The organism is Streptomyces sp. NPDC047525, assembly GCF_040643025.1.
GTDB classification, from domain to species: domain Bacteria; phylum Actinomycetota; class Actinomycetes; order Streptomycetales; family Streptomycetaceae; genus Streptomyces; species Streptomyces durmitorensis.
Genome location: NZ_JBEYTL010000001.1, coordinates 262336 through 285251 on the forward strand (window position 1 = coordinate 262336; position 22916 = coordinate 285251).

The 22916-nt window shown below is 70.6% G+C and carries 20 protein-coding genes, 2 pseudogenes and 1 riboswitch; of the genes and pseudogenes, 12 read left to right on the forward strand and 10 right to left on the reverse strand.

Annotated elements, in window-relative coordinates; genetic code table 11:
• Positions 1-10 precede the first annotated feature (10 nt).
• The 5 genes and pseudogenes from ABZ833_RS01280 (at position 11) to ABZ833_RS01300 (ending at position 3241) form a co-directional block, all read left to right on the forward strand.
• The gene (locus tag ABZ833_RS01280; protein ID WP_361039401.1) at positions 11-238 is read left to right on the forward strand and encodes a hypothetical protein; all 228 of its coding nucleotides are present in this window, start codon (positions 11-13) and stop codon (positions 236-238) included.
• Positions 239-515: 277 nt separating this feature from the next.
• A pseudogene (locus ABZ833_RS01285) lies at positions 516-575 on the forward strand (hypothetical protein); the annotation flags it as partial.
• Between the two features lie 14 nt (positions 576-589).
• Positions 590-826 (forward strand): rhodanese-like domain-containing protein, encoded by a 237-nt coding sequence (locus tag ABZ833_RS01290; RefSeq protein WP_361039404.1) that lies wholly within the window; start codon positions 590-592, stop codon positions 824-826.
• Between the two features lie 145 nt (positions 827-971).
• On the forward strand, positions 972-2339 hold the full coding sequence (locus tag ABZ833_RS01295; protein WP_361041277.1) for an MBL fold metallo-hydrolase: 1368 nt from the start codon (positions 972-974) through the stop codon (positions 2337-2339).
• A 152-nt stretch (positions 2340-2491) separates the two neighbouring features.
• Positions 2492-3241: a sulfite exporter TauE/SafE family protein gene (locus tag ABZ833_RS01300; RefSeq protein ID WP_361039407.1), complete on the forward strand. Its 750-nt coding sequence runs from the start codon at positions 2492-2494 to the stop codon at positions 3239-3241.
• 30 nt (positions 3242-3271) lie between these two features.
• Here ABZ833_RS01300 and ABZ833_RS01305 read toward each other — a convergent pair whose 3' ends face one another.
• Positions 3272-4426, reverse strand: coding sequence for an NAD(P)/FAD-dependent oxidoreductase (locus ABZ833_RS01305; protein WP_361039410.1), 1155 nt, complete (start codon positions 4424-4426; stop codon positions 3272-3274).
• A gap of 211 nt (positions 4427-4637) precedes the next feature.
• Here ABZ833_RS01305 and ABZ833_RS01310 point away from each other — a divergent pair, with 211 nt between their 5' ends.
• From ABZ833_RS01310 to ABZ833_RS01320, 3 genes and pseudogenes are all read left to right on the forward strand, one after another.
• On the forward strand, positions 4638-5258 hold the full coding sequence (locus tag ABZ833_RS01310; protein ID WP_361039413.1) for a helix-turn-helix domain-containing protein: 621 nt from the start codon (positions 4638-4640) through the stop codon (positions 5256-5258).
• A 112-nt stretch (positions 5259-5370) separates the two neighbouring features.
• Positions 5371-6309: an alpha/beta hydrolase gene (locus ABZ833_RS01315; RefSeq protein WP_361039416.1), complete on the forward strand. Its 939-nt coding sequence runs from the start codon at positions 5371-5373 to the stop codon at positions 6307-6309.
• Positions 6310-6319: 10 nt separating this feature from the next.
• Positions 6320-6946 (forward strand): annotated as a pseudogene (locus tag ABZ833_RS01320) (WYL domain-containing protein); the annotation flags it as partial.
• Between the two features lie 110 nt (positions 6947-7056).
• Here ABZ833_RS01320 and ABZ833_RS01325 read toward each other — a convergent pair.
• The 4 genes from ABZ833_RS01325 to ABZ833_RS01340 form a co-directional block, all read right to left on the reverse strand.
• Positions 7057-7725 (reverse strand): histidine phosphatase family protein, encoded by a 669-nt coding sequence (locus ABZ833_RS01325; protein WP_361039419.1) that lies wholly within the window; start codon positions 7723-7725, stop codon positions 7057-7059.
• A gap of 108 nt (positions 7726-7833) precedes the next feature.
• On the reverse strand, positions 7834-8631 hold the full coding sequence (locus tag ABZ833_RS01330) for a hypothetical protein (RefSeq protein ID WP_361039422.1): 798 nt from the start codon (positions 8629-8631) through the stop codon (positions 7834-7836).
• Between the two features lie 221 nt (positions 8632-8852).
• Positions 8853-9830 (reverse strand): Ku protein, encoded by a 978-nt coding sequence (locus tag ABZ833_RS01335; RefSeq protein WP_361039425.1) that lies wholly within the window; start codon positions 9828-9830, stop codon positions 8853-8855.
• 136 nt (positions 9831-9966) lie between these two features.
• A complete protein-coding gene (locus ABZ833_RS01340; protein WP_361039428.1) occupies positions 9967-11076 on the reverse strand; it encodes an FAD-dependent monooxygenase in 1110 nt (369 codons plus the stop codon).
• Positions 11077-11153: 77 nt separating this feature from the next.
• Between ABZ833_RS01340 and ABZ833_RS01345 the strand changes: the two genes are divergently transcribed.
• Positions 11154-11834, forward strand: a complete 681-nt coding sequence (locus ABZ833_RS01345; protein WP_361039431.1) for a TetR/AcrR family transcriptional regulator — start codon at positions 11154-11156, stop codon at positions 11832-11834.
• A gap of 291 nt (positions 11835-12125) precedes the next feature.
• On the forward strand, positions 12126-13469 hold the full coding sequence (locus ABZ833_RS01350) for a phosphatase PAP2 family protein (protein WP_361039434.1): 1344 nt from the start codon (positions 12126-12128) through the stop codon (positions 13467-13469).
• On the opposite strand, the gene ABZ833_RS01355 is transcribed toward ABZ833_RS01350, so the two are convergent.
• The gene (locus ABZ833_RS01355) at positions 13461-14516 is read right to left on the reverse strand and encodes a hypothetical protein (RefSeq protein WP_361039436.1); all 1056 of its coding nucleotides are present in this window, start codon (positions 14514-14516) and stop codon (positions 13461-13463) included. The two genes, ABZ833_RS01350 and ABZ833_RS01355, sit on opposite strands and share 9 nt — an antisense overlap.
• Positions 14516-15724: a helix-turn-helix domain-containing protein gene (locus tag ABZ833_RS01360; RefSeq protein ID WP_361041279.1), complete on the reverse strand. Its 1209-nt coding sequence runs from the start codon at positions 15722-15724 to the stop codon at positions 14516-14518. The genes ABZ833_RS01355 and ABZ833_RS01360 overlap by 1 nt, the downstream gene beginning before the upstream one ends.
• A 653-nt stretch (positions 15725-16377) precedes the next feature.
• On the opposite strand from ABZ833_RS01360, the gene ABZ833_RS01365 reads away from it, so the two are divergent.
• Complete coding sequence (locus ABZ833_RS01365; RefSeq protein WP_283779064.1) at positions 16378-16506, forward strand: LPFR motif small protein; 129 nt, start codon at positions 16378-16380, stop codon at positions 16504-16506.
• Positions 16507-16519: 13 nt separating this feature from the next.
• On the opposite strand, the gene ABZ833_RS01370 is transcribed toward ABZ833_RS01365, so the two are convergent.
• The gene (locus ABZ833_RS01370) at positions 16520-17728 is read right to left on the reverse strand and encodes an aromatic acid exporter family protein (protein WP_361039439.1); all 1209 of its coding nucleotides are present in this window, start codon (positions 17726-17728) and stop codon (positions 16520-16522) included.
• Between the two features lie 133 nt (positions 17729-17861).
• Positions 17862-18017 carry a DUF6131 family protein gene (locus ABZ833_RS01375; RefSeq protein WP_249585458.1) on the reverse strand — a complete coding sequence of 52 codons (156 nt, stop codon included), beginning with the start codon at positions 18015-18017 and terminating at the stop codon, positions 17862-17864.
• A gap of 299 nt (positions 18018-18316) precedes the next feature.
• Between ABZ833_RS01375 and ABZ833_RS01380 the strand changes: the two genes are divergently transcribed.
• A complete protein-coding gene (locus tag ABZ833_RS01380) occupies positions 18317-18976 on the forward strand; it encodes a YceI family protein (protein WP_361039443.1) in 660 nt (219 codons plus the stop codon).
• A gap of 86 nt (positions 18977-19062) precedes the next feature.
• Here ABZ833_RS01380 and cobN read toward each other — a convergent pair whose 3' ends face one another.
• Positions 19063-22659 carry a cobaltochelatase subunit CobN gene (gene cobN / locus ABZ833_RS01385; protein WP_361041281.1) on the reverse strand — a complete coding sequence of 1199 codons (3597 nt, stop codon included), beginning with the start codon at positions 22657-22659 and terminating at the stop codon, positions 19063-19065.
• A gap of 68 nt (positions 22660-22727) precedes the next feature.
• Positions 22728-22880, reverse strand: a riboswitch (cobalamin riboswitch).
• Positions 22881-22916 lie beyond the last annotated feature (36 nt).

Genomic DNA, 22916 nt, shown 5'->3' on the forward strand with positions numbered 1-22916 from the left:
TTGGGAACGCATGCGGCCACCGTACGATCACCCGCGCCGCCCCGCATGCCGGGAATTCGTGGCCGGCTGGCGCGACCACGACGTACGGCCCGTACCGATGCTGCGGAAGCACCTGCGTCACCCCGAGCCGGGCGATCTGGAAGTGGTCTGCCAAACCCTGCTGCTGCCCGGCACCGGCCTCCAGCTGGCGATGACTTTGGTTTGCAGGAGTAGCAATTCTCTTTGCCGCTTGTGCTGAACGTCGCACACAGTGGGCGCACTTGCTGCAGCGATCACCCGCCGCGACGGGCGTCCGGACCTCCATGTTCCGCACGGTCATGCCGGGGAGCAGGTTCTGCCTCGTGAACGTCGCCGAGTGAGAGTCGCTCGCCGACTGGGAACAGGCGATGAACGTGTGCCCGATGATGGGCCAGCAGTTGGCCGTCGTGCACGCCTCGGGGTACGAGGCGATCCGGACCGTTGCCCCGGCCGCGGACCGGGGGCAAGGCGGTGACCGCGCCCATGAGGTCGCCGAGATGTCGCCGCCGGAGGCGCGGCGGCGCCTGGCCGAGGGCGAACTCACCCTGGTCGATGTCCGGCAGGACGACGAGTGGGTGGCCGGGCGGCCTGCGGGCGCCGTGCACGCCGCGCTCGGCGCGTTGCCGGCCTCCCTTTCGCGCTGCCCGACGGACCGCTGGCGTTCATCTGCCGCACCGGCCGGCGCGGCACGCAGGCCGCGGCGCAGGCGGTGGGTCTCGGCCGTTCCGCGGTTTTCAGCCTCGCCGGTGGGATCGAAGCCTGGGAAGCGGCCGGGCTGCCGGTCGTGTCCGGTCCCACGGGGAAGTAACCGGGTGGAGGGCGACGCCCCTTGCACCTGCGTCGGCCGGGCGGCAAGCAGCACCTGCTCGGCGGCGGGCCGACCGTTCCGTCCCGCCCCCCCCCCAAAGCCCGTCACGTGATCAACCGCTTTCTCGCGAAGGGAAACCATGGCCATGTTCTTCGTCGACACCCTGACGTTCGAGGGCCTGGGAAACCGCAGTTATCTGTCCGGCGGCGCACGTACCGCGGTCGCCGTCGATCCGCCGCGCGACATCGACCAGTTGATCGCGGCGGCGACGAGGCGCGGGGTGCGCATCGCGTACGTGGCGGAGACCCACGTACACAACGACTACGTCACCGGCGGCCTGGAGCTGGCTCGCATCACGGGCGCCGTCTACCTGGTGCCGTCGGCGGCTCACGTGTCGTTCGCCCGGACCCCGGTCGCCGACGGTGACACGGTCGAGGTGGACGAGGGCCTGGTGCTGCGCGCCATCGCCACCCCCGGTCACACGCCTCACCACACCTCGTACGTCCTGGAGGAGGACGGCCGCGGTGTGGCGGCGTTCACCGGCGGCTCCCTGCTGATCGGCACGGTGGGGCGCCCGGACCTGGTGGAGCCGCGGCTGACCGAGCAACTGGCCCGTGCCCAGCACGCCTCCGCGCACCGGCTGGCCGACGAGCTGGACGACACGGTGCCGGTGCACCCCACCCACGGCTTCGGCAGCTTCTGCTCCTCCTCCCAGGCCGAGGGGGACGCGACCACGATCCGCAAGGAACGCAGGGCCAACGACGCGCTCACCCTCGATGTGGACACCTTCGTGGCCCGGACCCTGGCGGGCCTGGAGGAAGTGCCCGCCTACTACACGCACATGGGCCCGATCAACGCCGCCGGTCCCGCCCCTGTCGACCTCACCCCGCCCGCACCCGCCGACGCCGGACAGATCGCCGAGCGGCTGGCCGCAGGCGAGTGGGTGGTGGACCTCCGCAACCGGGTCGCCTTCGCCGAGGGACACGTGGCCGGGACGTTCAACTTCGAGGGCGATGGCAAGCTCGCCACGTATCTCGCCTGGCTGATCCCCTGGGGCAAGCCCGTCACGCTGCTGGCCGAGACGGCCGCCCAGATCGCCGACGCACAGCGCGAACTGACCCGCGTGGGCATCGACCGTCCGGCCGCCTGCGCCACCGGCGGCCCGGCGAGCTGGCTCCGCGAGGGAGAACGCCCTGCGTCGTTCCCGCGCGCCGCCTTCTCCGACCTCGCCGAAGCCCGCCGGTGCGGCGCAGGGGCGCTGGTGCTCGACGTACGCCGTGATTCCGAACGCGCCGCCGGACACATCGCAGGCTCGGTGCACATCCCGGTCCATGAACTGCGCCTGCGGATCGACGAGATACCGGACGGCACGGTGTGGGTCCACTGCGCCGGAGGGATGCGCGCCGCGATCGCCGCCTCCCTCCTGGACGCCGCCGGACGGCAGGTCGTCGCGGTCGACGACGGCTTCGACGCCGCGGGCGACGCGGGTCTGACGATTACCACCCCTTCCTGAACACCACCTAACCCACAAGCTCGAAGGCCCACGATGTCCCACCTAGACAGTGGTCACAGCCGCCCTGCCCCTGAACAGGCCCTGCACCACACCGGCGACGGCACCGCCGTGCCGCCGGTGGACGCGATATCAGGGCAGGGCGGCCGAGCAGCGTGAGCACCCTCGTCCTGGCCTTGGTCGCGGGGGCCGTGGTCGGCCTGACGCTGGGCGCTCTCGGCGGCGGGGGCAGTGTCCTCGCCGTGCCCGCCTTGATCTACCTGCTCGGCTTCACGCCCGCGGCGGCCACCACCGCGAGCCTGGTCATCGTCACCGCCACCTCGCTGACCGCCCTGTACGGCCATGCCCGGTCCGGCCACGTGCGGTGGAAGGCCGGAGCCCTGTTCGCCGCCGCCGGTCTCCTGCCCGCGGCGCTCGCCGGAGCCGCCGCGAGCCGCCTGCCCCAGGCCGCCCTCACCATCGCGTTCGGCGTCATCGCGGGCCTCGCCGCGCTCAGGATGCTGCGTCCGGCACCGGCGGCCGGTGCAGGGGACGGCACGGTGCGGCCGGTGAAGGCGGCGGGCACCGGGGCCGGGCTCGGCGCGCTGACCGGCCTCCTGGGAGTGGGGGGAGGCTTCCTCGCGGTACCGGCACTGGTCACCGTGCTGGCGTTCGAGATGCAGGCCGCGATCGGTACCAGTCTGCTGGTCATCTCGGCCAACTCACTGGCTTCCCTGGCCACCCGGGGCGCCACCGTCGCGGGCCTCGACTGGTCGGCCATCGGCCCGTTCGCCGCCGCCGCGCTCCTGGGCGCGTGGGACGGCAAACGCCTGGCCCTCAAGTTGTCAGGGCCCCTGCTGCAGCGCTCCTTCGCGTTCGTGCTGCTGGCTGTGGCGGCGTTCATGCTCCTCGACGCCGTCCTGTGACGCGCCGCGCGAGTTTCAGTGGTGCTGCCTTCAGTGGTGCTGCGTCATGTGGGCGAGGGTCTGTGCGGCGCTGTCGGGGGCGAAGGCGCCGTTGATTCCCTCGGCGGCTCCTGCGGCGGCTTCGGCGGAGCGCGGCAGGAGGACCTTCTCGTAGGCGGTGATGGCCTGGTCGACGGTGGGGTGGTCGATGAGCGCCTGGGCGAGGTCGGCGCCGTCGAGCATGGCGAGATTGGCGCCCATCCCGGAGAAGGGGGACATGAGGTGGGCGGCGTCGCCGAGGAGGGTGAGCCCGGGGGTGTGGGGCCAGGTGTGCGGGACGGGAAGGGCGTACAAGGGGCGGTTGGTGTAGCCGGTGTCGGTGCCGGTGATGAAACCGAGCAGGTCGGGGCTCCAACCGGTGAACTCATCGAGGAGGGCGTCGCGCACGGCTGCGGTGTCGCTGAGGTCGAGTCCGGCCTGCCGGTGCCAGTTCTCGTCGGTGCGCATGCCGATGTAGATACGGATGTGTCCGCCGCTGTTGCGCTGGGCCACGAAGCCCTGGTTGTTGTCGAGGGCCATCATGGTGCCGTCGCCGGTGAGTTCGGCGAGGCGGGGGTGGCGGCGGTCGGCATCACTGAGCCCGGCCTCGACGAAGGTGACACCGGTGTAGACCGGCGTCGCGTCGGACAGGAGACGGCGGACCTGGGACCAGGCACCGTCGGCCCCGATGACGAGGTCGGCGTCGGCGGCGATCGCGTCGTCGGCGAAGTGCAGGCGGTGGGTGCCGTCTTTGAGTGGGGCGACGCGCGTGAGCTTGTGACCCCAGCGCACGGTGCCCGGCTCGAGGGAATCGAGGAGGAGGCCGCGCAGTTGGCCGCGGTCTATCTCGGGGTTGCCCTCGGTGGCGTCGGCCGCGGGCGGGGCGGCGTCGAACAGAATCCGCCCGTCCCTGCCGACCAGTCGCATCTGCTGGCCCTCGGGGCGGGCCTCGGCCAGGAAGTCGTCCAGCAATCCGGCTGTACGCAGGGCGTGTTGGCCGGAGCCGGGATGCATGTCGAGGGTGCCGCCCTGGTCGCGGGCGGCGCGGGAGGCGTCGGCGTCGTGGACGGTGGCGGCGATGCCGTGCTCCTGCAGGATGCGGGCGCAGGTCAGGCCGCCGGGACCGGCGCCGATGATCGCGATACGGGGTGCGGGGGTGGTGGTCATGGTGATCCTCCGTTCCTGCGGCACGGCAGGGCCGGGCCGCGGTGTGGCTTCGCGTGGGTGGGTGTTCTTCGACGATTCGCGCGGTGAGGCGGCAAGGGGGTTCCGGGGCCGGGCATGCACCTCACGGCCGCCGCTCCAGAAGAGCACACCAGCTCAATAAGTGCAACGACTCAACTTTTGAAGTTGGGCAACCGAAGGGTAGAGTCCAGGTATGACCGACACGGACAGCGACAGCGATAACGAGGCGGGGACCCCGCCGGCGCCGATGGGGCGCCGCGAGCGCAAGAAGGCCGCCACCCGCCAAGCCATCGCGGATGCGGCACTGCGCCTTTTCCTGGAGCGCGGATACGACGATGTCGGCATCCGGGAGATCGCGGATGCCGCAGACGTGTCCACCACCACGCTGTTCAAGCACTTCCCGGTCAAGGAAGCACTCGTCTTCGACGAGGACGCCGCCCAGGAAGCCGGCCTGCTCGCCGCCGTGCGCGAGCGCCCCCCAGGCCGGTCCATCCCCGCGGCGCTGCGCGAACACGCGCTGCGCCACCGCATGGCGGCCACGGACGGCGACGACCGCTTCACCGCCTTCTTCGACCTGGTCGACAACACCCCGGCCCTGCGCGACTACCTCCAGAACATGTGGCTGCGCCACGCCTCCGCCCTGGCCCTGGCCATCGCCGACGAAAGCGGCCTGCCCGCGGACGACCCCGCCTGCACCGCCCTGGCCCACTTCGCCCTCGAAGCCCCCCGCACCGCTCGCGGCCACGACGACCCTCGCCAGGCCGTCACCCGCGCCTTCGAGCTCCTGGAGAGCGGCTGGCGCGATCTCGGCTGAGGAGTCCCCCTGATCGCAGCGCGCAGGAGCGCTCTCGCACGCCACCCTGTGACGCGGCTCACGAGGAAAGGGTGACAGGACGTTGTCGCGGACGGCTGCGACCGTCGGCGGCATGACGATCACAGACGAGGACTGCCTCACCGAGACCCTGAAGTTCAACGAGAGTTTCGCCGCGGCTTTCGCGAGCCGCCCGGCCCGCGAAGTGACGCCGGACGCAACCCTCCTGGCCACCCTGCGGCGCAACCGGCTCGGCGGCGACACCCCATCCGTGAGACTCCCGCAGGGGCAGGACCGCGTTGTCGCGGGCGGGGTGAAGGTCCGGGCGTTCGTGCCCGACCACGTCGACGGCGTGTACCTGCACATCCACGGCGGCGGCTGGGCGTTCGGCTCCGCGGACGGGCAGGATCAGAAGCTCTGGCGCCTTGCCGAGCAGGCACGTCTGACCGTGGTGAGCGTGGAGTATCGCCTCGCGCCGGAACACCCCTTCCCCGCCGGCCTTGACGACTGCGAAGCGGCCGCCCGATGGCTGGTGGACCACGCCTCAGTCGAATTCGGCACGCAACGACTGCTGATCGGCGGCGAGTCGGCCGGTGCGCACCTGACCGTCGCGACACTGCTGCGTCTCCGCGACCGGCACGGCGTCACGGGCGCGTTCCGGGCGGCGCACCTGCTCTTCGGCCCGTACGACCTGTCGATGACACCCAGTCAGCGGTTGTTCGGATCACGGCAGTTGCTGAGCAACACCGACACGCTCCGGCGCACCTACGAGCTGTTCACGCCGGGCATGGGAGCGGAACAGCGCCGCGCTCCCGAGGTCTCACCGCTGTTCGCCGACCTGACCGGACTGCCGCCCGCCCGGATCGTCGTCGGCACCGAGGATCCGCTGCGCGACGACTCGCTGTTCCTGGCCGCACGCTGGCAGGCGGCAGGTGCGCCCGTGCAGCTCGGTGTCGTCGCCGGTGCCATGCACGGCTTCACCCTGTTCCCGCTGACCATCACCGAGCGGGAGCTGCGGCGCGAGCGGGACTTCCTGTCCACAGCAGGACGGTAGCGTCGGCGACGTGAACCGCACTGCTCGGCTCTATGCGCTGGTGGAAGAGTTGCGCGCGGCTGCGCCACGGCCGCTGACGGTCGCGGCGCTCGCCGCGCGATTCGAGGTGAGTACGCGCACGGCGCAGCGCGACCTCCAGGCGCTGATGGAAGCGGGCGTGCCCGTACGCACCGCACCCGGCCGGGGCGGGGGCTGGTCGATCGACCCGGAGATGACCCTGCCCCCGATCCGGTTCACCGCCGATGAGGCCTCGGCCCTGGCCGTCGCGCTCGCCGCGGCCGACGCCTCCGCGCCGTACGCCGGTGCGGCCCGCACAGCGGCGCAGAAGATCGCGGTCTCGATGACCGGTCCCGCATCGGCGGCGGCACAGGAGCTCGCCGCACGGATCGTCGCGCTGCCGTCACGGGCCGACTCCACGGTCCGCGCCGCGGTGGAGAAGGCCCTCACCACCAACACGGTCCTGCGGCTGTCCTACATCGACGCGGCGGGACGCGAGAGCGACCGCGTGGTGGAACCAGCCGGACTGCTCACCGCCGGCGGCCGGTGGTACCTCATCGCCTGGTGCCGCACGCGACGGGCGGGCCGGGGCTTCCGGCTCGACCGGGTCACAGCGGCAGCCCCGGCCGACGAGCAGGCTCAGCCGCATGACCTGACCGAACTGCTGCTCGGCTCGGCCGCCGCGGGCGCGGTGCGGCCCAGCACGCTGGCCCCGCTCACGCCCCCGCCCGAGAACCCCAGGACCGAGTCTCAGGCCGCCGGAACGGTGGCCTCCCCCGCCGGGCCGCTGTCCTCCTCGGGCGAGTCGCCTTCCGGGCCCAGCGGGCTGCCCTCCCAGACCAGGGTCCGCCAGCCCTCTTCGGGCGAGCCCGTGAGGACGACCACGCCCGTGTTGCCCAACGGGTGAGTCGACGCGTACGCCACGTCGACGTTGCCCGCCCGAGCGGCCACCCACATCCGGATCGCGGCACCGTGGCTGACCATCGCCACCGTCTCGGCTCCCGTCGCGGCCGCCTCGGCGACGACGGCGTCGTAGCGCCCCAGGGCCTCCACGCCGTTCTCGCCGCCGGGCATCCGGCGCTCGATGTCACCCTCGGACCAGGCGAAGGCAGTGGCGAGGTAAGCGGCGGCGGCCTCGTCGTCGCCGCGCATCTCCAGGTCGCCTGCGACCAGCTCCCGGATCCCGTCCCGGACCTGGACCTCAAGCCCTGTCGCGGCGGCCAGCGGCGCGGCCGTCAGCTGGGTACGCACCAGCGTGGACGCGTAAAGGGCAGCGATCTTCTCCCCCGCCAAGGCCTGCGGCAGCGCACCCGCCTGTTCCTGCCCGAGCGTGGTCAGCCCCGGGCCCGGCGCCCCGGTGTCCAAGAGGTGCTTGACGTTGGACGGGGTCTGGCCATGACGTATGAGCAGCAAGCGCATGCGGGGACTACCTCCACTGGACGGAACAAGCCCTTCCACTCTGCCACCCGGGCCCGCCGCACCGACGCGTGGACACCAGCAGCAGCCGTACGGGCCTTGCGGGACGGGCTACGCGTCACGCCGGTTGCCCTTGTCGTCGCACGGCAGGTCGGCGGCCTCGTGGTGCACGAGGAAATCGCGGGTGGCCTGGCGTTCGACCTCTGCGATCGCAGTGGGCTTGACCTTGATGATGCCGTCGAAGGGCCGGTCGACGTCACGGATGATGCACAGCGTCACCGTCAGGAGCGCGGTGATCACCGTCAGGACGACGAGCTGGCCGCGGTTGTTCCTGCGGGGCAGGCAGACGGCGAGAGCCACGACGGTGATGGCGAGCGTGGCGAGCAGGAACCAGAAGATGGCGCTGGGGATGCTGGCGGTGGCCTGCGTGAGGCGTTCCTCGCGTTCGTCGGACCGCTTGTTGTCGGCGGCGATCAGCATGCCGAAGACCGGCTTGCCCTCCAGACCGCGGAAGGAGTGCCGGACGTCGGTCGACCACACGCTGGGCGCCGCCGCCCCGCTGCCGTCGGCCATGGCGGGCCACTCCTGGGTGCGGACGGCACGTGCGTAGCAGACGGCGTCCGCCTGGACCCGTTCCCGCTCCTCCGCCGAAGCGTATTCGGCGATCTCGGTGAGCTGGTCGAGCGCGCGTGCCTCGCCGCGCGATGCGACCTCGGCTTTTCCGTATGAGCCCGACGCGGTGACCAGCACGAAGGCCAGCAGGAGGACGGTCAGCGTCAGCAACGGGCCGACAAGATCCTTGACGGCCATCCCGGTGTCGTCGTCGGGCATCAGCCGCGGCCGCAGGAACCGGTTCGCCGCGAGCCCTGCGCACAGGGCGAGTACGGCGACGACGATGACGAGGACCACTGATACCTCCGGAGCAGACGACAGACTCCGGCCTTTGCGCGAAGCCGCGGTGATCATGACCTGCTCTGCGGCGCCCGAAAGCGCGGCAGGTTCGATCGCCCTCGAACGGGCGATGCGCTTGCGCCGGAAGCCCCACAGGCTCGGTCGCCCACAGGCTCAGTCACTCACCGGCTCAGTCGCTCACCGGCGAGGCACTGAACATCAGCGCGAGCCATGACGGATCAGGCAGTGCGCCGCGGCTTCCTCGCGGCCGTCTTCTTGTCCGCGGTCTTCTTCGCGGCGGAGGACTTCTTCGCCGCAGAGGTCTTGGCCGCCGTCTTCTTCGCGGTCTTCTTGGCCGCGGTCGTGGCCGCGGTCTTCTTCTTCGGCTTCTTCGGCATCTCGTGGACCGTCGCGTCCTTGCCGGTCTCGCCGCGGGCCGACTGCGCCTTCTCTACGGACTCCTGGAGCGCGGCCATGAGGTCGAGGACCTGCCCGGCGGGCGCCTCCTCCTCTTCCATCTCCGGCGGCTTCTTCCCTTCCGCCTTCGCCTCGATGACCCGCTCGAGGGCTTCGGTGTAGCGGTCGGTGGCCCATTCCTGGTCGGCGATGCCGTCCGTGGTCATGGAGTCGATGAGCAGTATGGCCCGGTCGATCTCGTCGTCGTCCAGGTCCATCGCCTTGGGGGCCAGCTCCTTGGGGTCCCGGACTTCGTCGTCCCACTTCATGGCGTGCAGCAGGATCACGTCGTCCTGCACACGCAGCAGGCCCAGCCTCTCGCGCCCGTGCCATGCGAACTTCGCGACGGCGGCCTTGCTGTTCCGTTCGAGGGCTTTGCGCAGGAGCGTGTAGGGCTTGTTCGCGACCTGCCCGTCGGCCTGCAGGTAGTAGCCCTCGCCGATCCGGATCGGATCGATCGATTCGTAGGGCACGAAACCAGCGATCTCGATCGCCTTCGCGGTCGGGAGCGGCATCTCGTCGAGCTCGGCATCAGTGACCGCGACGATCGTGTCTTTGCTGACCTCGAACCCCTTGCCGATCTCGGCGTTCGTGAGCTGCTTGCCGTCGAGATCGCAGATCTTCCGCGTGCGGACCCGGCTCATGTCCTCGAGGTGGTACTGGTGGAACGAGATCGAGTGGTTCTCCGTGGCGGGCAGCACCTTGATCGGAATCGTGACCAGACCGAACGAGATCGCGCCGGACCAGACAGGGCGGGGCATGAGGTACCTCCGGAGTGCGTCGGACGTGAGGCGGACCTCCCGTGAACAGTCTCCTGGCAACCCGTCCCGTCAGCCACTGGTCCGCGTCGGGGCGCACCGGTCGGACGACCGGTCTCCTGGTCGTCCTTGGTCGCCTTCAGCCAGGCTGGAAGAAGGCGAGCAATTTCTGGGCGGCGTCCGGCGACGTCAGCAGTTCCTGCATGTCCGCGGACATCCGGGCGGCGGCGCTGGTGCGCTCGAACATCTCGCGTTCGTATTCCTTGACGGCGGCGGGAAAGTCGTCCGGATGCGCGGCCAGCGCCAGACCGAGCAGGGCGCCGTCGAGCAGCGCCATGTTGGCGCCCTCCCCCACCGGGGGCATCAGGTGCGCGGCATCGCCGAGCAGTGTGACGTCCGGCTTCGACGGCCAGGTGAGGCCGGCCGGGAGAGTGGCGATCGACCGCGGCACGACCGAGTCGTCGCAGGCCTCGATCAGCGCGATGAACCGTGCGTCCCAGCCGGGGAGCAGGTCGATCAGCCGTGCCCGGGCGGCGGCCGGGTCGTCGAACGGGATCCCGCTGGTGGCGAACCAGTCCTCGGCCGTGCCGTAGAAGCTGAGGCCGATGCGAACGCGGCCGTCCCCGTTGCGCTGCGCCGCCAGGGACAGTCCCTTACCGAGCACCCAGTAGTTGCCGCGCCCGACCATCGCCGCGAGGTCGGGGTGCGTGCGGTCGATGTCGGGAATGCCGATCTCGACGACGTTCTGTCCGATGTGCACCGGGCGGGCGTCGGTGAGCAGCGCGCGGACCCGGGAGTACGCGCCGTCCGCGCCGACCAGCAGGTCGTACGTCGCGCTGCTGCCGTCGGCGAAGTGCAGCAGGCCGTTGTCGGCGGATTCGAACGCGTGCCCCCAGCGCACAACGCCTTCGGGGAGGGAATCCAGCAGCAGGTCGCGCAGGTCGGCGCGGTCGACCTCGGGGCGATCGAGCGGGGCGTCGTCGGGTGTGTCCTCCTGGAACAGGAGGGTGCCATCCGGCTCGAGAAGGCTCATGTCCTGGCCTTCACCGCGGGCGATCTCGTAGAACCGGTCGATCAGACCGGCCTCGCGCAGCGCCCGCTGGCCGGAGTGAATGTCGAGCATGCCGCCCTGGCCGCGCGCACCACGTGACGATTCACGTTCATACACCACGGAATCTATGCCGTTCACGTGCAGCACACGGGCGAGAGCCAGGCCGCCGGGGCCCGCTCCGACGATGGCGATGGTCATGGTTGCCTCTCATCTCTCCTCGATACACCGTACTGGACGATACACTGTATCGCTCGATGCAATGTACTGTGAGCGGCATGTTGGTGTGGGAAAGGCCGGAGCCACCGAATCGACCCGCGCCGGCCCAGCTGAGCCGGGACCGGATCGTGCGAGCGGCGATCCAGTTGGCCGACGCGGACGGCCTGGAGGCGGTGTCGCTGCGCAAGGTCGCCGCCGCGCTGGGCGTCGGGCCGATGCGGCTGTACGGCTACATCGACGGCAAGGAGGAGCTGCTCGACCTGATGGTCGACGCGGTCCACGCCGAGATCCGGCCGGTCGGAGACGACTGGCGCGAGGCGCTGCGGTCCCTCGCCGAAACCACCCGGCAGGCCGCCCATGAGCACGAGTGGCTCGCCGACCTGCTCGGCGGTCGGCCACAGCTCGGGCCGAACGCCCTGGCGAGCGGGGAAGCCGTCATGGCCGCACTGGGCGACGTCGACGTCGACGCCATCATGCCGGTGGTCTCCACAGTCAACGCGTACGTGATCGGGGCGGTGCGGCGGGAGATCGCCGAGCGGCGTGCCGAGCGGGCCACCGGGATGGACGAGAAGCGCTGGCAGGCCTCACTCGGGCCCTACTTGGAGCGGACCTTCGCCACCGGCCGATTCCCCGCGCTGGCCACGGTGGTGCGCGACGCCGCCCACCTGGACGCCGACCACACCTTCCGGATCGGCCTCGACTTCCTGCTCGACGGCATCGAAGCCCGCATCTCAAGGTGACGGTGGAGCTGTCCGCCGAGGACGTGATCACCGGCACCGCGGACACGAACTGACCGATAAGGACGGGATGGCGCCCGGCGCACCGGCCAAGCGCCGACCGGAAAGCTCAGTTGGCGAGGATCAGGCGACCAAGTGAACCCACCCGCACCACTCCGCTAACATGATCGAACTCACAACGAGTGCCCTGATCGCCCTTACTTCACCAGAAACCATGCTATCTAGCACGAAGAGTGAGCTATTTAATTAACATCTAACAAATCGGCCAAACCATTGATATCTATAGCATCTCAGATGTTTTCGCGAAAAAACTGCAGAGCGGTGTTCGCCGCGTGGCGTCAGCCACGGGCGATGCTGTGGACCGCGGCAGCCGTGGTGGCCCTCGGGTTCCTCATCGTGCTGGAGATCGCCGCGCGTCACTACGGGGTACCGGGGCCGATCGCCAATCAGGTGCGAGAGGTGGTGTTCGCCCCGAAATCAGGGCCGCTGCTCTACGCCTCGATGGCGTTGATGATGGTGGTGCTCACCTGGCGGCAACGGTTCATCGCGGCCGGCATCGCGGTCGGCATCGACATCGTCTTCTTCCTGGTGCGGTGGGCCGTCGGCGCCGAGATGATGTTCGGCAACGGTGCGTTGTGGGTGATGCTGGGCTATGCCGTCATCGCCGTCACGCGCCGCACCGGCCCGGAACGTGTCCTGCTCCTGAAGGGCGTCGGGCTCGGCCTGCTTCTGGTGGCCGGCCGCAAGACGGGCGACATCTGGCTGCTCATCACGTCGAAGACCCGCCCGACGGTGCTCGATCAGTACGTGGCCACCGCCGATCACGCGCTGGGCAACCCCTCTTGGGTGGTGGGCAGGTTGGTCAACGCCACCGGTCCGGTCGGCGCTCATGTCCTCGACTACGTCTACATCCAGCTCGCGGTGGCCGCGGTCATCGTCGCGCTGTACCAGCTGCGCAACGTGGCGGTCGAGCGCCGCTTCCCGGGCCACCATCTGGTGCGCACCTTCTTGGTCATCGGCCTTCTGGGCCCGGCCATCTACATGATCTTCCCGGTGGTCGGACCGATCTTCACCTACGGCGACGGCGCCTTCGGCACCGGCGGTGAGCAATGGGCCCTGGCCAAGCTGTGGCCGCACACACCGCCGCCGCTGGCCGCCCCGCACGAGATACCCTTCGACGAGATCACCCCGCGCAACTGCATGCCCAGCCTGCACACGGCGTGGGCCACCACGATCTTCATCCACTCCCGCAAGGGCCCACGACTTCTGCGATACGCGGGCGTGTTCTGGCTGACGGCCACCCTCGGCGCGACGCTGGGATTCGGCTATCACTACGGCGTGGACATCATCGCCGGCGTGGTGTTCGCGTTCACGATCGATGCGGCGCTGCGGGCACTCGACCGCGGCTGGGACCGCTCGGGAATCCAGCTGGTCGCCTACGGCACGACGGTCTTCACGCTGCTCTTGGTGTCGTATCGCTTTCTGCCGATGCAAATGGCCAAGCACCCGGGTGTTTTCGGGCCACTGCTCATTCTGGCGATGGCCTCAGTGGTCTACGGCTATATGCGGACCACCAGGCTGTGGGAGCCGAAGGTCGCACCCGTTCAGCAAGCGGAACCGCAACCTGAACTAGTTTGAGGCGGCGGGGTCTTGGCTTTCCGCGCGCGGCCCCGGCCGGCGCCGGAAGCGATCGAGGGCTGTGGCGCGCTCGTGGTAGGGGATGCGTGACAGGCGGGAGGCCATGGACCACATCTCCCGTTCGGCGGCCAGCTCCTGGGGGATTTCGAGGCCCAGGGTCTCCGCCAGGGGATGTCGGCCGACGTTCACAAGGGCACGTACGGCCGCGGCCCATTCGTCGGTGGCAACGACGGCGCTGCGGTACCACACGGGGATGAGCGTCAGGAGCACGGCTGCCGTCGTGATCACGACGGGGGCGTCGGCGCCCGGGGAGGCGAAGGTGGCCAGGGCGCCGAGCAGGACGACGACGTGGCCGTAGAGCAGGCAGACGAAGAAGTCGACGCTGGTACGGGCCGTGTCGACTTGGCGGCGTGCCTGCTCGGGGGCCGTGGCAGTCAGCTCGTTCCACAGCAGCTGCGAGTCGAGCCGGTAGCGGTCGTAGGCGTACTCCTCGAAGCGGCGGATCGCGTTGCCGAGTTGGGTGGGCGCCAACTGGCTCTCGTCGACGGGGTAGCGCGCGAGGCGCTCCTGCAGCAGCGCGCGGCGGATCACGGTGCTGCGGAGGTCGCTGTGGCGGTGCCGGGCCACGCGCGGACGGCTTCGGAGGCGGGCGAGGTCCGCCGCCTGGGCTGGCGGTAGTGCGCTCTCGGCCTCCCGCCTCTCCAGGCGCATGACCGTCAGGCGGTCGGCGAGGCCCTGGCTGCGCTCACGGTGGCGGCGGCAGCCGTACGCGTAGGCGACGGAAGGCCAGAGCAGGTAGCCCTCCAGGATCCGGTAGAGCGGATTCTGCAGGGCGTTGAGGACCAGGCCCAGCATCAACGAAGCGGTGAGGAAGGCGAGCGCCCACCTGCCGTCGGCGAGGCCTGCGAGGCGCGCGAAGGGCGGCAGGCCGCGCAGGCCGGGCAGCAGGGCCGCACTGAGGACGGCGAGGTTGAGCGCGGTCGGCAGGATCCAGCCGACCAGCAGGCTCCAGGCACCGCCGAGCGCTCCCTTCGCGATGTCTCCCATCAGTCGCGGCCACTTGGCTGTGAAGGGTGTGGTGTCGCCCGAGGGGCGGGTCCGGGGGCAGCAGTGGCCGGGTCGGGCCACTCGTCGTCGTCCGGGGCGGGCGAAGGGCCGGGTGAGGTGTGCAGGAACGGTCCGCGCGCCCCCGCCGCGCCGATCCGTCCGGCCTGGGGCGTGAGCGGATGGCCGGGTGGCGCCACCGGCCCTTCGCTCCGCGGGCGACGGGCCCGGTACGCAGCCCGGTAGGCAGCGGGCGCGGAGCCGAGCTCACGCCGGAAGGCCTCACGAAACGCCGTCGCCGACCGGAAGCCGCAGCGGCCCGCGATCTCGTCCACCGAGTAGTCCGACGTCTCCAGCAGCCGTTGCGCCTGCAGAACGCGCTGGGTGATCAGCCACTGCTTGGGGGCGCTGCCCGTCAGGGCGCGGAAGCGACGGTCGAAGGTACGCCGTGCCATGTACGCGCGTGCGGCCAGCGTCTCCACGTCGAACTGCTCGTGGAGATGTTCCAGGGCCCAGGCGACAGCCTCGGCGAGCGGGTCGGTACCGATCTCCTCGGGCAGGAACCTGTCGAGATGGCGCTTCTGGCCGCCGGTCGTGCGCGCAGGCACGACGAGCCTGCGGGCGAGCGCGCTCGCCGCCTCGTTGCCATGGTCGGTGCGCACGATGTGCAGGCACAGGTCGATCCCGGCCGTGGTCCCCGCGCTCGTGAGCACGTCCCCGTCGTCCACGAACAGCTCTCGTGGGTCCACACGCACCGACGGGTAGCGCTTGGCCAGCGTCGGCGCGTACATCCAGTGCGTCGTCGCCGGACGGCCGTCCAGCAGACCCGCCGCGGCGAGGGCGAAGGCACCCGTGTTGAGCCCGACGATGCGGGCGCCCTCTTCGTGCGCTTGGCGCAGCGCGTCGAGTGCCTCCTGCGGAGGCGGCGATGTGATCGACCGCCAGGCCGGCACGACGACCGTGCCCGCCCGCGAGATCGCCTCCAGGCCATACGGAGCGCTGAGTTCCAGACCCCCTGTGGTGCGCAGCGGTCCTTCCTCGCCGCCGCACACCAGAAGGCGGTAGCGCGGCACTCCGGCGTCCTGCCGATCGATCCCGAACACGGAGAGCGGTATGGAACTCTCGAAGATGGGGCCACCGCTGAACAGCAGCACCGCGACGATCTCCTTGCGGCGGCGCCCGGAGAGTTCCCGAGCCCCGGCATCGTGCACGGCGGCGACGGACGAAGCCCGGGGACGGTCGGCCGCGCCGGGGCTCGGGACCGCCGACGGGGCGTCCCGAGGAACCCGGGACGAGAGCTGGCGCAGGAGCGATTCGAGTCGCTCGGCGGCCCGTGGGGCGTTTCGCAGCGCACGCCACACGTGCATGCGCCACTCGGCCTCCACGTCGGCGGCTATCTCCCGCTCTCCCCGGTCCTTGGCCCGGATCAGGTCGGCACGGGCCTGGTCCAGCCTGTCCCGGGCCTCGTCCGCGCGGATGCCGCCCTCGGACTCGCCGGCTGCCAGCACTTCGGCGAGGGCGTCACGGACCGTTCGCCAGGAACCCTTCAGCATGTGCTCGACCAGCAGGGCGGCACCAGCCGCAGCGAGCTCCCTCAACGTGCCTACCCCCGTTGTCCGATGCGGGAAAAGCCGACCGCTGCATCCCAGGAACGTGGACTCCTGATCTACGGCAGCCACGGTAGGAGGCCACGGCCACTCTTGAACAGGTATTCGCAGAACCGCTGCGCCCGTTCCCGCCGCGCCCGAGAACGCCGAATTCCGGTACAGCGGCGGCCTTACGTTTCCGTCGTCGCTCGCAGGGCAACCGGCAGAGGACAAACCGAGTCGACGAGAAAGCAAAGACGTTCTATGGAGGTCCCGACATGCTGAAGGCCATTGCAGATGTTCTCCGATCCATCGGTGGAGCCATTGCCACGGTGGTCACGCTGCCCTTCCGAGTCGTCGCACGACTCTTCGGCGGAGCCTCTTCCAGCGCCCACGGCCACCATTGAGCCCGTAGAGGCATCACGCCTCTTGGCCGACGTGCCGTTGGAGCACATCGCAGGCGTGCTGGAACTCCTCCATGAGGCGGGTGGACTCGACGACGAGGACTCCATAGGGGCGGGCCGGGTCGGCCAGAGGAAGGCCGGCCCGGTCCGCTGTGCCGGTCACGTCCCGGCAGCGTCCCTGGGCCTCGTCGGCCAGCTGGCACAGCTGCCGGGACTGCTCGGCGAGGGAGTCCTCGTCCAGCCCTCCGAGCACCTGGGCGATCTGTGCGAGGGACTCGAGAAAGTCGGCGTAGCCGAGGAGGAAGGCCCGGTCGTCGTGCCGGTCCCCCTCCCCTTCGTGCCACTGGTGCAGGCTGCGCGTCAGGGACGCCACCTGGTACAGCGAGCGTTCGAGGGCTGCCGCCACCGCGCCGTACCCGTCGAAGGAGGCCCGGCCCCGATGCCTGCGCAGCAGCCGGCGGGGGTTGAAGTACAGGCTCTCCTCCGCGGTACGGAAGCCTTCCCTCGCCTGCGTGATCAGCCCTCCGGTCTGCTCGGCCCTCCTGCGCCACTGCCGGCAGCGCTCCTCGTCCAACTCGCCTTCGCGCAGCACCGGGTACATGTCGCTCACCAGCTCGCCCAGTGCGGTGGACAGCGAGCGGATCCCGTACTCGGCGCTGCGGTAGCGCATCGGCGGGGCCACCGTCACGTTGGCGACGACGCCGATGCCGCAGCCGATGAGGACCAGCAGGAGGATCTGCCCGAGCTGGGTGACCTTCTCGGTGGCGGACGTGGCGGCGGCGTAGGTGGAGAAGGCGAAGAACGCCGCGGTGGCGACCTGCGATCCTTGCGCGCCGAGCGCGGGCCAGCGTCCGATGGACAGACCCACCAGCGCGACCAGCGCGAAGGTCAGCAGGTCGGGGCCGCCAAGGAACCCCAGGGCCGCCACCATGGCCACGCCGGCCGCCACCGCCGCCAGGTAGCGAAGGGACTGCAGCACGGACTGATACACCGTCACCTGCATGATCAGCACCGCGGAGAACGGCGCGAACGCCGGGGACGGCGCGTCGAGCAGGTAGTAGGAGACCACCCAGGCCAGGGTCGCGGCCAGCGTGCTCTTGAGGACCAGGAGCAGGGTGTGGCGCTCGTAACCCGGCGTCCCCCGGGCCCGCCCGCACCATCGCCGCGCACGCTCCAACCACCCCTGGGCAGCGGCATGCCGCTGCCCTCCGCCCTCGCCGGCCATGCACCGACTCCGTTCCGTTCAGCAGGTCATCGAGCTCAGCCTGCTACCCGGCGGGATCGGCCGCATGCGGGCTTCGGGGCGTGAAAAGAACCCGGCGCACGCGCGGATTTTGTTTCCGCTGCCGCGAAAACGCCTACCAATAGTGCTTTCGCCCGCCCACCGCGTGGCCGACGGAACCAAGAATCCAAAAGACCGCACCGATGACAACGAGGATGACGCCGATGGTCCACAGGATGGAGATTCCGGCCACGAGACCGATGACGAGAAGGATGACTCCGAGTGCGATCATTGCGCCCTCCGAACCTCAGAATTATTTCAAGTATGCGCCTTTAAATGCCGATTGCGGCCCCTGGGACGGACCTCATCGCGACGGCCGCCTCAGTTCCGCCGACGCGTGCGTGCTCCGCAGACACAATTGTCACCATGCGTGACGCGGAGCCACCCAACCGTGCATCCACATCCGTGCCGATCTTGTGCATCTTTGCAGTCAGCAGCATGGAACCCGGACGAGACCGCTCATCTTGCTGAGCGGCGCCTGTCGACTGCGTGATAACACGGAGTGATCAAATTCAAGGAGACGACGACATCATGGGTATCTTCAGCCGTCGCCAGACCGCGACCCTCGAACCGACGCCGTCCGCCGGCCCCGGTTCGCCCTTTTCCGCGGCCGCGGCCGCCGGTGCCGCGCTCGACCCTGCGCTCCGCGCGCTGACCGGGCAGTGGACCATCGACCGCCCGCACAGTCGCATCGGGTTCTCCGTGCGGCACGCGATGGTCACGACGGTGCGAGGTGCCTTCGCTGACTACGACAGCACGCTGTACTTCGACGGCGCCCGGCCCTCCGAGTCGCGGGCCGAGATCGTCATCCGGATCGCCAGCGTCGACACGGGTGTGGAACAGCGGGACTCACACCTCATAGGCGCCGACTTCTTCGACGCGCGCCGCCACCCGGAGATGTCGTTCCGCAGCACCTCCACGGTCCACGAGGGCGGGGAGACCTTCCGCATGGCGGGCGACCTGACCATCCGCGGCGTGGCACGCCCCGTCGAGCTGCAGCTCGACTACCTCGGTTCGGTCGTGGACCCGTTCGGCTTCGAGAGAGCCGGCTTCGACGGCACCACCACCATCGACCGCACGGACTGGGGCCTGGTCTACAACCAGCGCCTGGAGACGGGTGGCGCCATGGTGAGCGAGAAGGTCCGGCTGCAGTTCGACATCTCCGCGATCAGGGCCACTCCCATGGCGTAGCTCCACGACGGCCCGGACGAGGGGAGGGCCCCATCCCGACACCGGGATGGGGCCCTCCCCTCGTCCGTCGGCCGCGAGGCCGCCGCTCAGTCCTCGCCCTCCAGGTTGCCTTCCGTCTCCAGGTACGCCTGGCGCAGGGCCTCGAGCACCGCGGGGTCGGGCTTGGCCCACATGCCGCGGGACTCGGCTTCCAGGAGCCGCTCGGCGATGCCGTGCAGGGCCCAGGGGTTGGCCTGCTGAAGGAATTCACGGTTGGTCGGGTCGAGGACGTACGTCTCGGTGAGCTTGTCGTACATCCAGTCGGCGACCACGCCCGTCGTGGCGTCGTACCCGAAGAGGTAGTCGACCGTGGCGGCGAGCTCGAAGGCGCCCTTGTAGCCGTGGCGGCGCATCGCCTCGATCCACTTGGGGTTCACCACGCGGGCACGGAAGACGCGGGAGGTCTCCTCGACCAGGGTGCGGGTGCGCACCGTCTCGGGGCGCGTGGAGTCGCCGATGTACGCCTCCGGGGCGCGGCCCTTCAGCGCGCGGACCGTGGCCACCATGCCGCCGTGGTACTGGAAGTAGTCGTCCGAGTCGGCGATGTCGTGTTCGCGGGTGTCGGTGTTCTTCGCCGCGACCTCGATGCGCTTGTACGCGCTCTCCATCTCCTCGCGCGCCGGACGCCCGTCGAGTTCGCGGCCGTAGGCGTAGCCGCCCCACACCGTGTAGACCTCGGCGAGATCGGCGTCGGTGCGCCAGTCGCGGGAGTCGATGAGCTGGAGCAGACCCGCGCCATAGGTGCCGGGGCGGGAGCCGAAGATGCGGGTGGTGGCGCGGCGTTCGTCGCCGTGGACCGCCAGGTCCGCCTGGGCGTGGGCCCGGACGAAGTTCGCGTCGTCGGGCTCCTCCAGCGAGGCGGCCAGGCGCACCGCGTCGTCCAGGAGGCCGATGGTGTGCGGGAAGGCATCGCGGAAGAAACCGCTGATGCGCAGGGTGACGTCGATGCGCGGGCGCCCGAGCTCGTCGGCGGGGATCGCCTCCAGGCCCGTCACGCGGCGCGACGCGTCGTCCCAGACCGGACGGACGCCAAGGAGGGCGAGCGCTTCGGCGACGTCGTCACCGGCGGTGCGCATCGCGCTCGTACCCCACAAGGAGAGGCCCACCGAGGTCGGCCAGTCGCCGTTGTCGTTGCGGTAGCGCTCAAGGAGCGAGTCGGCCAGGGCCTGGCCGGTCTCCCAGGCGAGGCGCGAGGGCACCGCCTTGGGGTCGACGGAGTAGAAGTTGCGGCCGGTCGGCAGGACGTTGACCAGGCCGCGCAGCGGGGAGCCCGAGGGCCCGGCGGGAACGAAGCCGCCCTTCAACGCGTGGACGGCGTGGTCCAGTTCGTCGGTCGTGGCGGCCAGACGCGGTACGACCTCGCGGGCGGCGAAGGCGAGGATGTCGGCTACGGACTGCGGGTGCCCCTGGGCCACCGTCGCGACGGCCTCCGGGGCCCAGTCGGCGTCGTCCATCGCCTGGACCAGGGCGCGGGCCTTCTCCTCGACCTCGTCGGCGGCGGTGCGGGTGGCCGCGGACTCGTCGAGGCCCAACGCCTCGCGCAGGCCGGGGAGGGAGGCCGTGCCGCCCCAGATCTGGCGGGCGCGCAGGATCGCGAGGACGAGGTTGACGCGGTCGGCGCCGGCCGGGGCGCCGCCCAGGACGTGCAGGCCGTCGCGGATCTGGACGTCCTTGATCTCACAGAGCCAGCCGTCGAGATGCATGATGAACTCGTCGAAGCCCTCGTCCTCGGGGCGGTCCTCGAGCCCCAGGTCGTGGTCGAGCTTGGCGGCCTGGATCAGCGTCCAGATCTGGGCGCGGATCGCGGGCAGCTTCGCCGGGTCCATCGAGGCGATCTGGGCGTGTTCGTCCAGGAGTTGCTCGAGGCGGGCGATGTCGCCGTAGCTGTCGGCGCGGGCCATCGGCGGTACGAGGTGGTCCACGAGGGTGGCGTGGACGCGCCGCTTGGCCTGCGTCCCCTCCCCTGGGTCGTTGACCAGGAACGGGTAGATCAGGGGCAGATCGCCCAGGGCCGCGTCGGGGCCGCAGGCGGCGGACAGGCCCGCGTTCTTGCCGGGCAGCCACTCCAGGTTGCCGTGCTTGCCCAGGTGGATCATCGCGTCGGCGCCGAAGCCGTTGTCGTCGGCGGACGCGGCGATCCAGCGGTAGGCGGCCAAGTAGTGGTGCGAGGGCGGCAGATCGGGGTCGTGGTAGATCGCGATCGGGTTCTCGCCGAAGCCGCGCGGCGGCTGGATGAGGATGAGCAGGTTGCCGCGGCGCAGGGCCGCGAGGACGATGTCGCCCTCCGGGTTGCTCGACCGGTCCACGAACATCTCGCCGGGGGCCGGGCCCCAGTGCTGCTCCACGGACTCGCGCAGCTCGGCGGGGAGCGTGGCGTACCAGCGGCGGTAGTCGGCCGCCGGGATGCGGACGGGGTTGCGGGCCAGCTGCTCCTCGGTGAGCCACTCCTGGTCGTGGCCGCCCGCCTCGATCAGGGCGTAGATCAGCTCGTCGCCGTCGCCGGAGGCAAGGCCCGGGACCTCCTCCGTACCGAAGTCGTAGCCCTCTTCGCGCAGTCGGCGCAGCAGGGCGACGGCGCTCGCGGGGGTGTCGAGGCCGACCGCGTTGCCGATCCGCGAGTGCTTGGTCGGGTAGGCGGAAAGGACGAGCGCGATGCGCTTGTCGGCGGCCGGGATGTGGCGAAGCCGCGCGTGCCGCACGGCGATGCCGGCCACGCGTGCCGCGCGCTCGGCGTCGGCGACGTACGCGGGCAGACCGTCCTCGTCGATCTCCTTGAAGGAGAACGGCACCGTGATCAGGCGGCCGTCGAACTCGGGGACCGCGATCTGGCTTGCGGCGTCCAGCGGGGACACGCCCTCGTCGTTGCCCTCCCAGTCGGTGCGTGAGCTGGTGAGGCAGAGCGCCTGGAGGATGGGGACGTCGAGGCCGCTGAGGGCGCCCGCGTCCCAGGACTCGTCGTCGCCGCCCGCCGATGCCTCGGCAGGGCGCGTGCCGCCCGCCGCGAGGACCGTGGTCACGATCGCGTCGGCGGCGCGCAGTTCATCGATGAGTTCGGGCTCGGGAGTACGCAGCGAGGCCACGTACAGCGGCAGCGGGCGCGCTCCGGCGTCCTCGACCGCGCGGCACAGGCTCTCGATGAAGGCGGTGTTGCCGCTCATGTGGTGGGCGCGGTAGTAGAGCACCGCTACGGTCGGTCCCTCGACCTGACGGGCGGTGCGCTCCAAGGGGCCCCACGAGGGCGCGGGGGCGGGCGGCTCGAAGCCGTGGCCGGTGAGCAGGACGGTGTCCGAGAGGAACCTGGCCAGCTGCTCCAGGTTGTCGGGGCCGCCGTGGGCCAGGTAGGCGTGGGCCTCGGCGGCGATGCCGATGGGCACGGTCGATGCGGCCATCAGCTGGGCGTCGGGGGCCTGTTCGCCGGTGAGGACGACCACGGGGCGGCCGGTCGCCACGACTTGGTCGAGGCCCTCCTGCCAGGCGCGCACGCCGCCGAGGAGGCGTACGACGACCAGATCAGCGCCGTCCAGGAGCTGCGGAAGGTCCTCGAGCGGGAGCCGGGAGGGGTTCGCGAAGCGGTAGGCGACCGGGCCTGCGGCGGCGCGGGCGCTGAGCAGGTCGGTGTCGGACGTCGACAGGAGCAGGATCATGCGGCGTCGGGCCTTCCTCGGGGTGTCCACGCCCCGGGTGGTGTCGATGGCGTCTCCCCTGCTCGAGCGGACGAGAGCTCGGGGAAGGGAGTTCCTGACTCACCCGGCATGCGCACCGGGCTCACAGTGGCGGGACCGCGCCGGAATCGCACCGGGCTTCCTCCCCTTGTCGCCGTCTGTGGCGACGACGGGCCGGCTGACCCGTCGCTAGGAATACTAAGGGCCGATCAACTACCGGGGGGGCAGGCGGACCTGCT

Bases quoted from the DNA above. Each gene is read 5' to 3' on its own strand.
- ABZ833_RS01280 (WP_361039401.1), top strand. From the start codon at position 11: ATGCGGCCACCGTACGATCACCCGCGCCGCCCCGCATGCCGGGAATTC.
- ABZ833_RS01295 (WP_361041277.1), top strand. From the start codon at position 972: ATGTTCTTCGTCGACACCCTGACGTTCGAGGGCCTGGGAAACCGCAGT.
- ABZ833_RS01305 (WP_361039410.1), bottom strand. From the start codon at position 4,426: ATGACCACCACCCCCGCACCCCGTATCGCGATCATCGGCGCCGGTCCC.
- ABZ833_RS01310 (WP_361039413.1), top strand. From the start codon at position 4,638: ATGACCGACACGGACAGCGACAGCGATAACGAGGCGGGGACCCCGCCG.
- ABZ833_RS01315 (WP_361039416.1), top strand. From the start codon at position 5,371: ATGACGATCACAGACGAGGACTGCCTCACCGAGACCCTGAAGTTCAAC.
- ABZ833_RS01325 (WP_361039419.1), bottom strand. From the start codon at position 7,725: ATGCGCTTGCTGCTCATACGTCATGGCCAGACCCCGTCCAACGTCAAG.
- ABZ833_RS01335 (WP_361039425.1), bottom strand. From the start codon at position 9,830: ATGCCCCGCCCTGTCTGGTCCGGCGCGATCTCGTTCGGTCTGGTCACG.
- ABZ833_RS01340 (WP_361039428.1), bottom strand. From the start codon at position 11,076: ATGACCATCGCCATCGTCGGAGCGGGCCCCGGCGGCCTGGCTCTCGCC.
- ABZ833_RS01345 (WP_361039431.1), top strand. From the start codon at position 11,154: ATGTTGGTGTGGGAAAGGCCGGAGCCACCGAATCGACCCGCGCCGGCC.
- ABZ833_RS01350 (WP_361039434.1), top strand. From the start codon at position 12,126: ATGTTTTCGCGAAAAAACTGCAGAGCGGTGTTCGCCGCGTGGCGTCAG.
- ABZ833_RS01355 (WP_361039436.1), bottom strand. From the start codon at position 14,516: ATGGGAGACATCGCGAAGGGAGCGCTCGGCGGTGCCTGGAGCCTGCTG.
- ABZ833_RS01365 (WP_283779064.1), top strand. From the start codon at position 16,378: ATGCTGAAGGCCATTGCAGATGTTCTCCGATCCATCGGTGGAGCCATT.
- ABZ833_RS01370 (WP_361039439.1), bottom strand. From the start codon at position 17,728: ATGGCCGGCGAGGGCGGAGGGCAGCGGCATGCCGCTGCCCAGGGGTGG.
- ABZ833_RS01375 (WP_249585458.1), bottom strand. From the start codon at position 18,017: ATGATCGCACTCGGAGTCATCCTTCTCGTCATCGGTCTCGTGGCCGGA.
- ABZ833_RS01380 (WP_361039443.1), top strand. From the start codon at position 18,317: ATGGGTATCTTCAGCCGTCGCCAGACCGCGACCCTCGAACCGACGCCG.
- cobN (WP_361041281.1), bottom strand. From the start codon at position 22,659: ATGATCCTGCTCCTGTCGACGTCCGACACCGACCTGCTCAGCGCCCGC.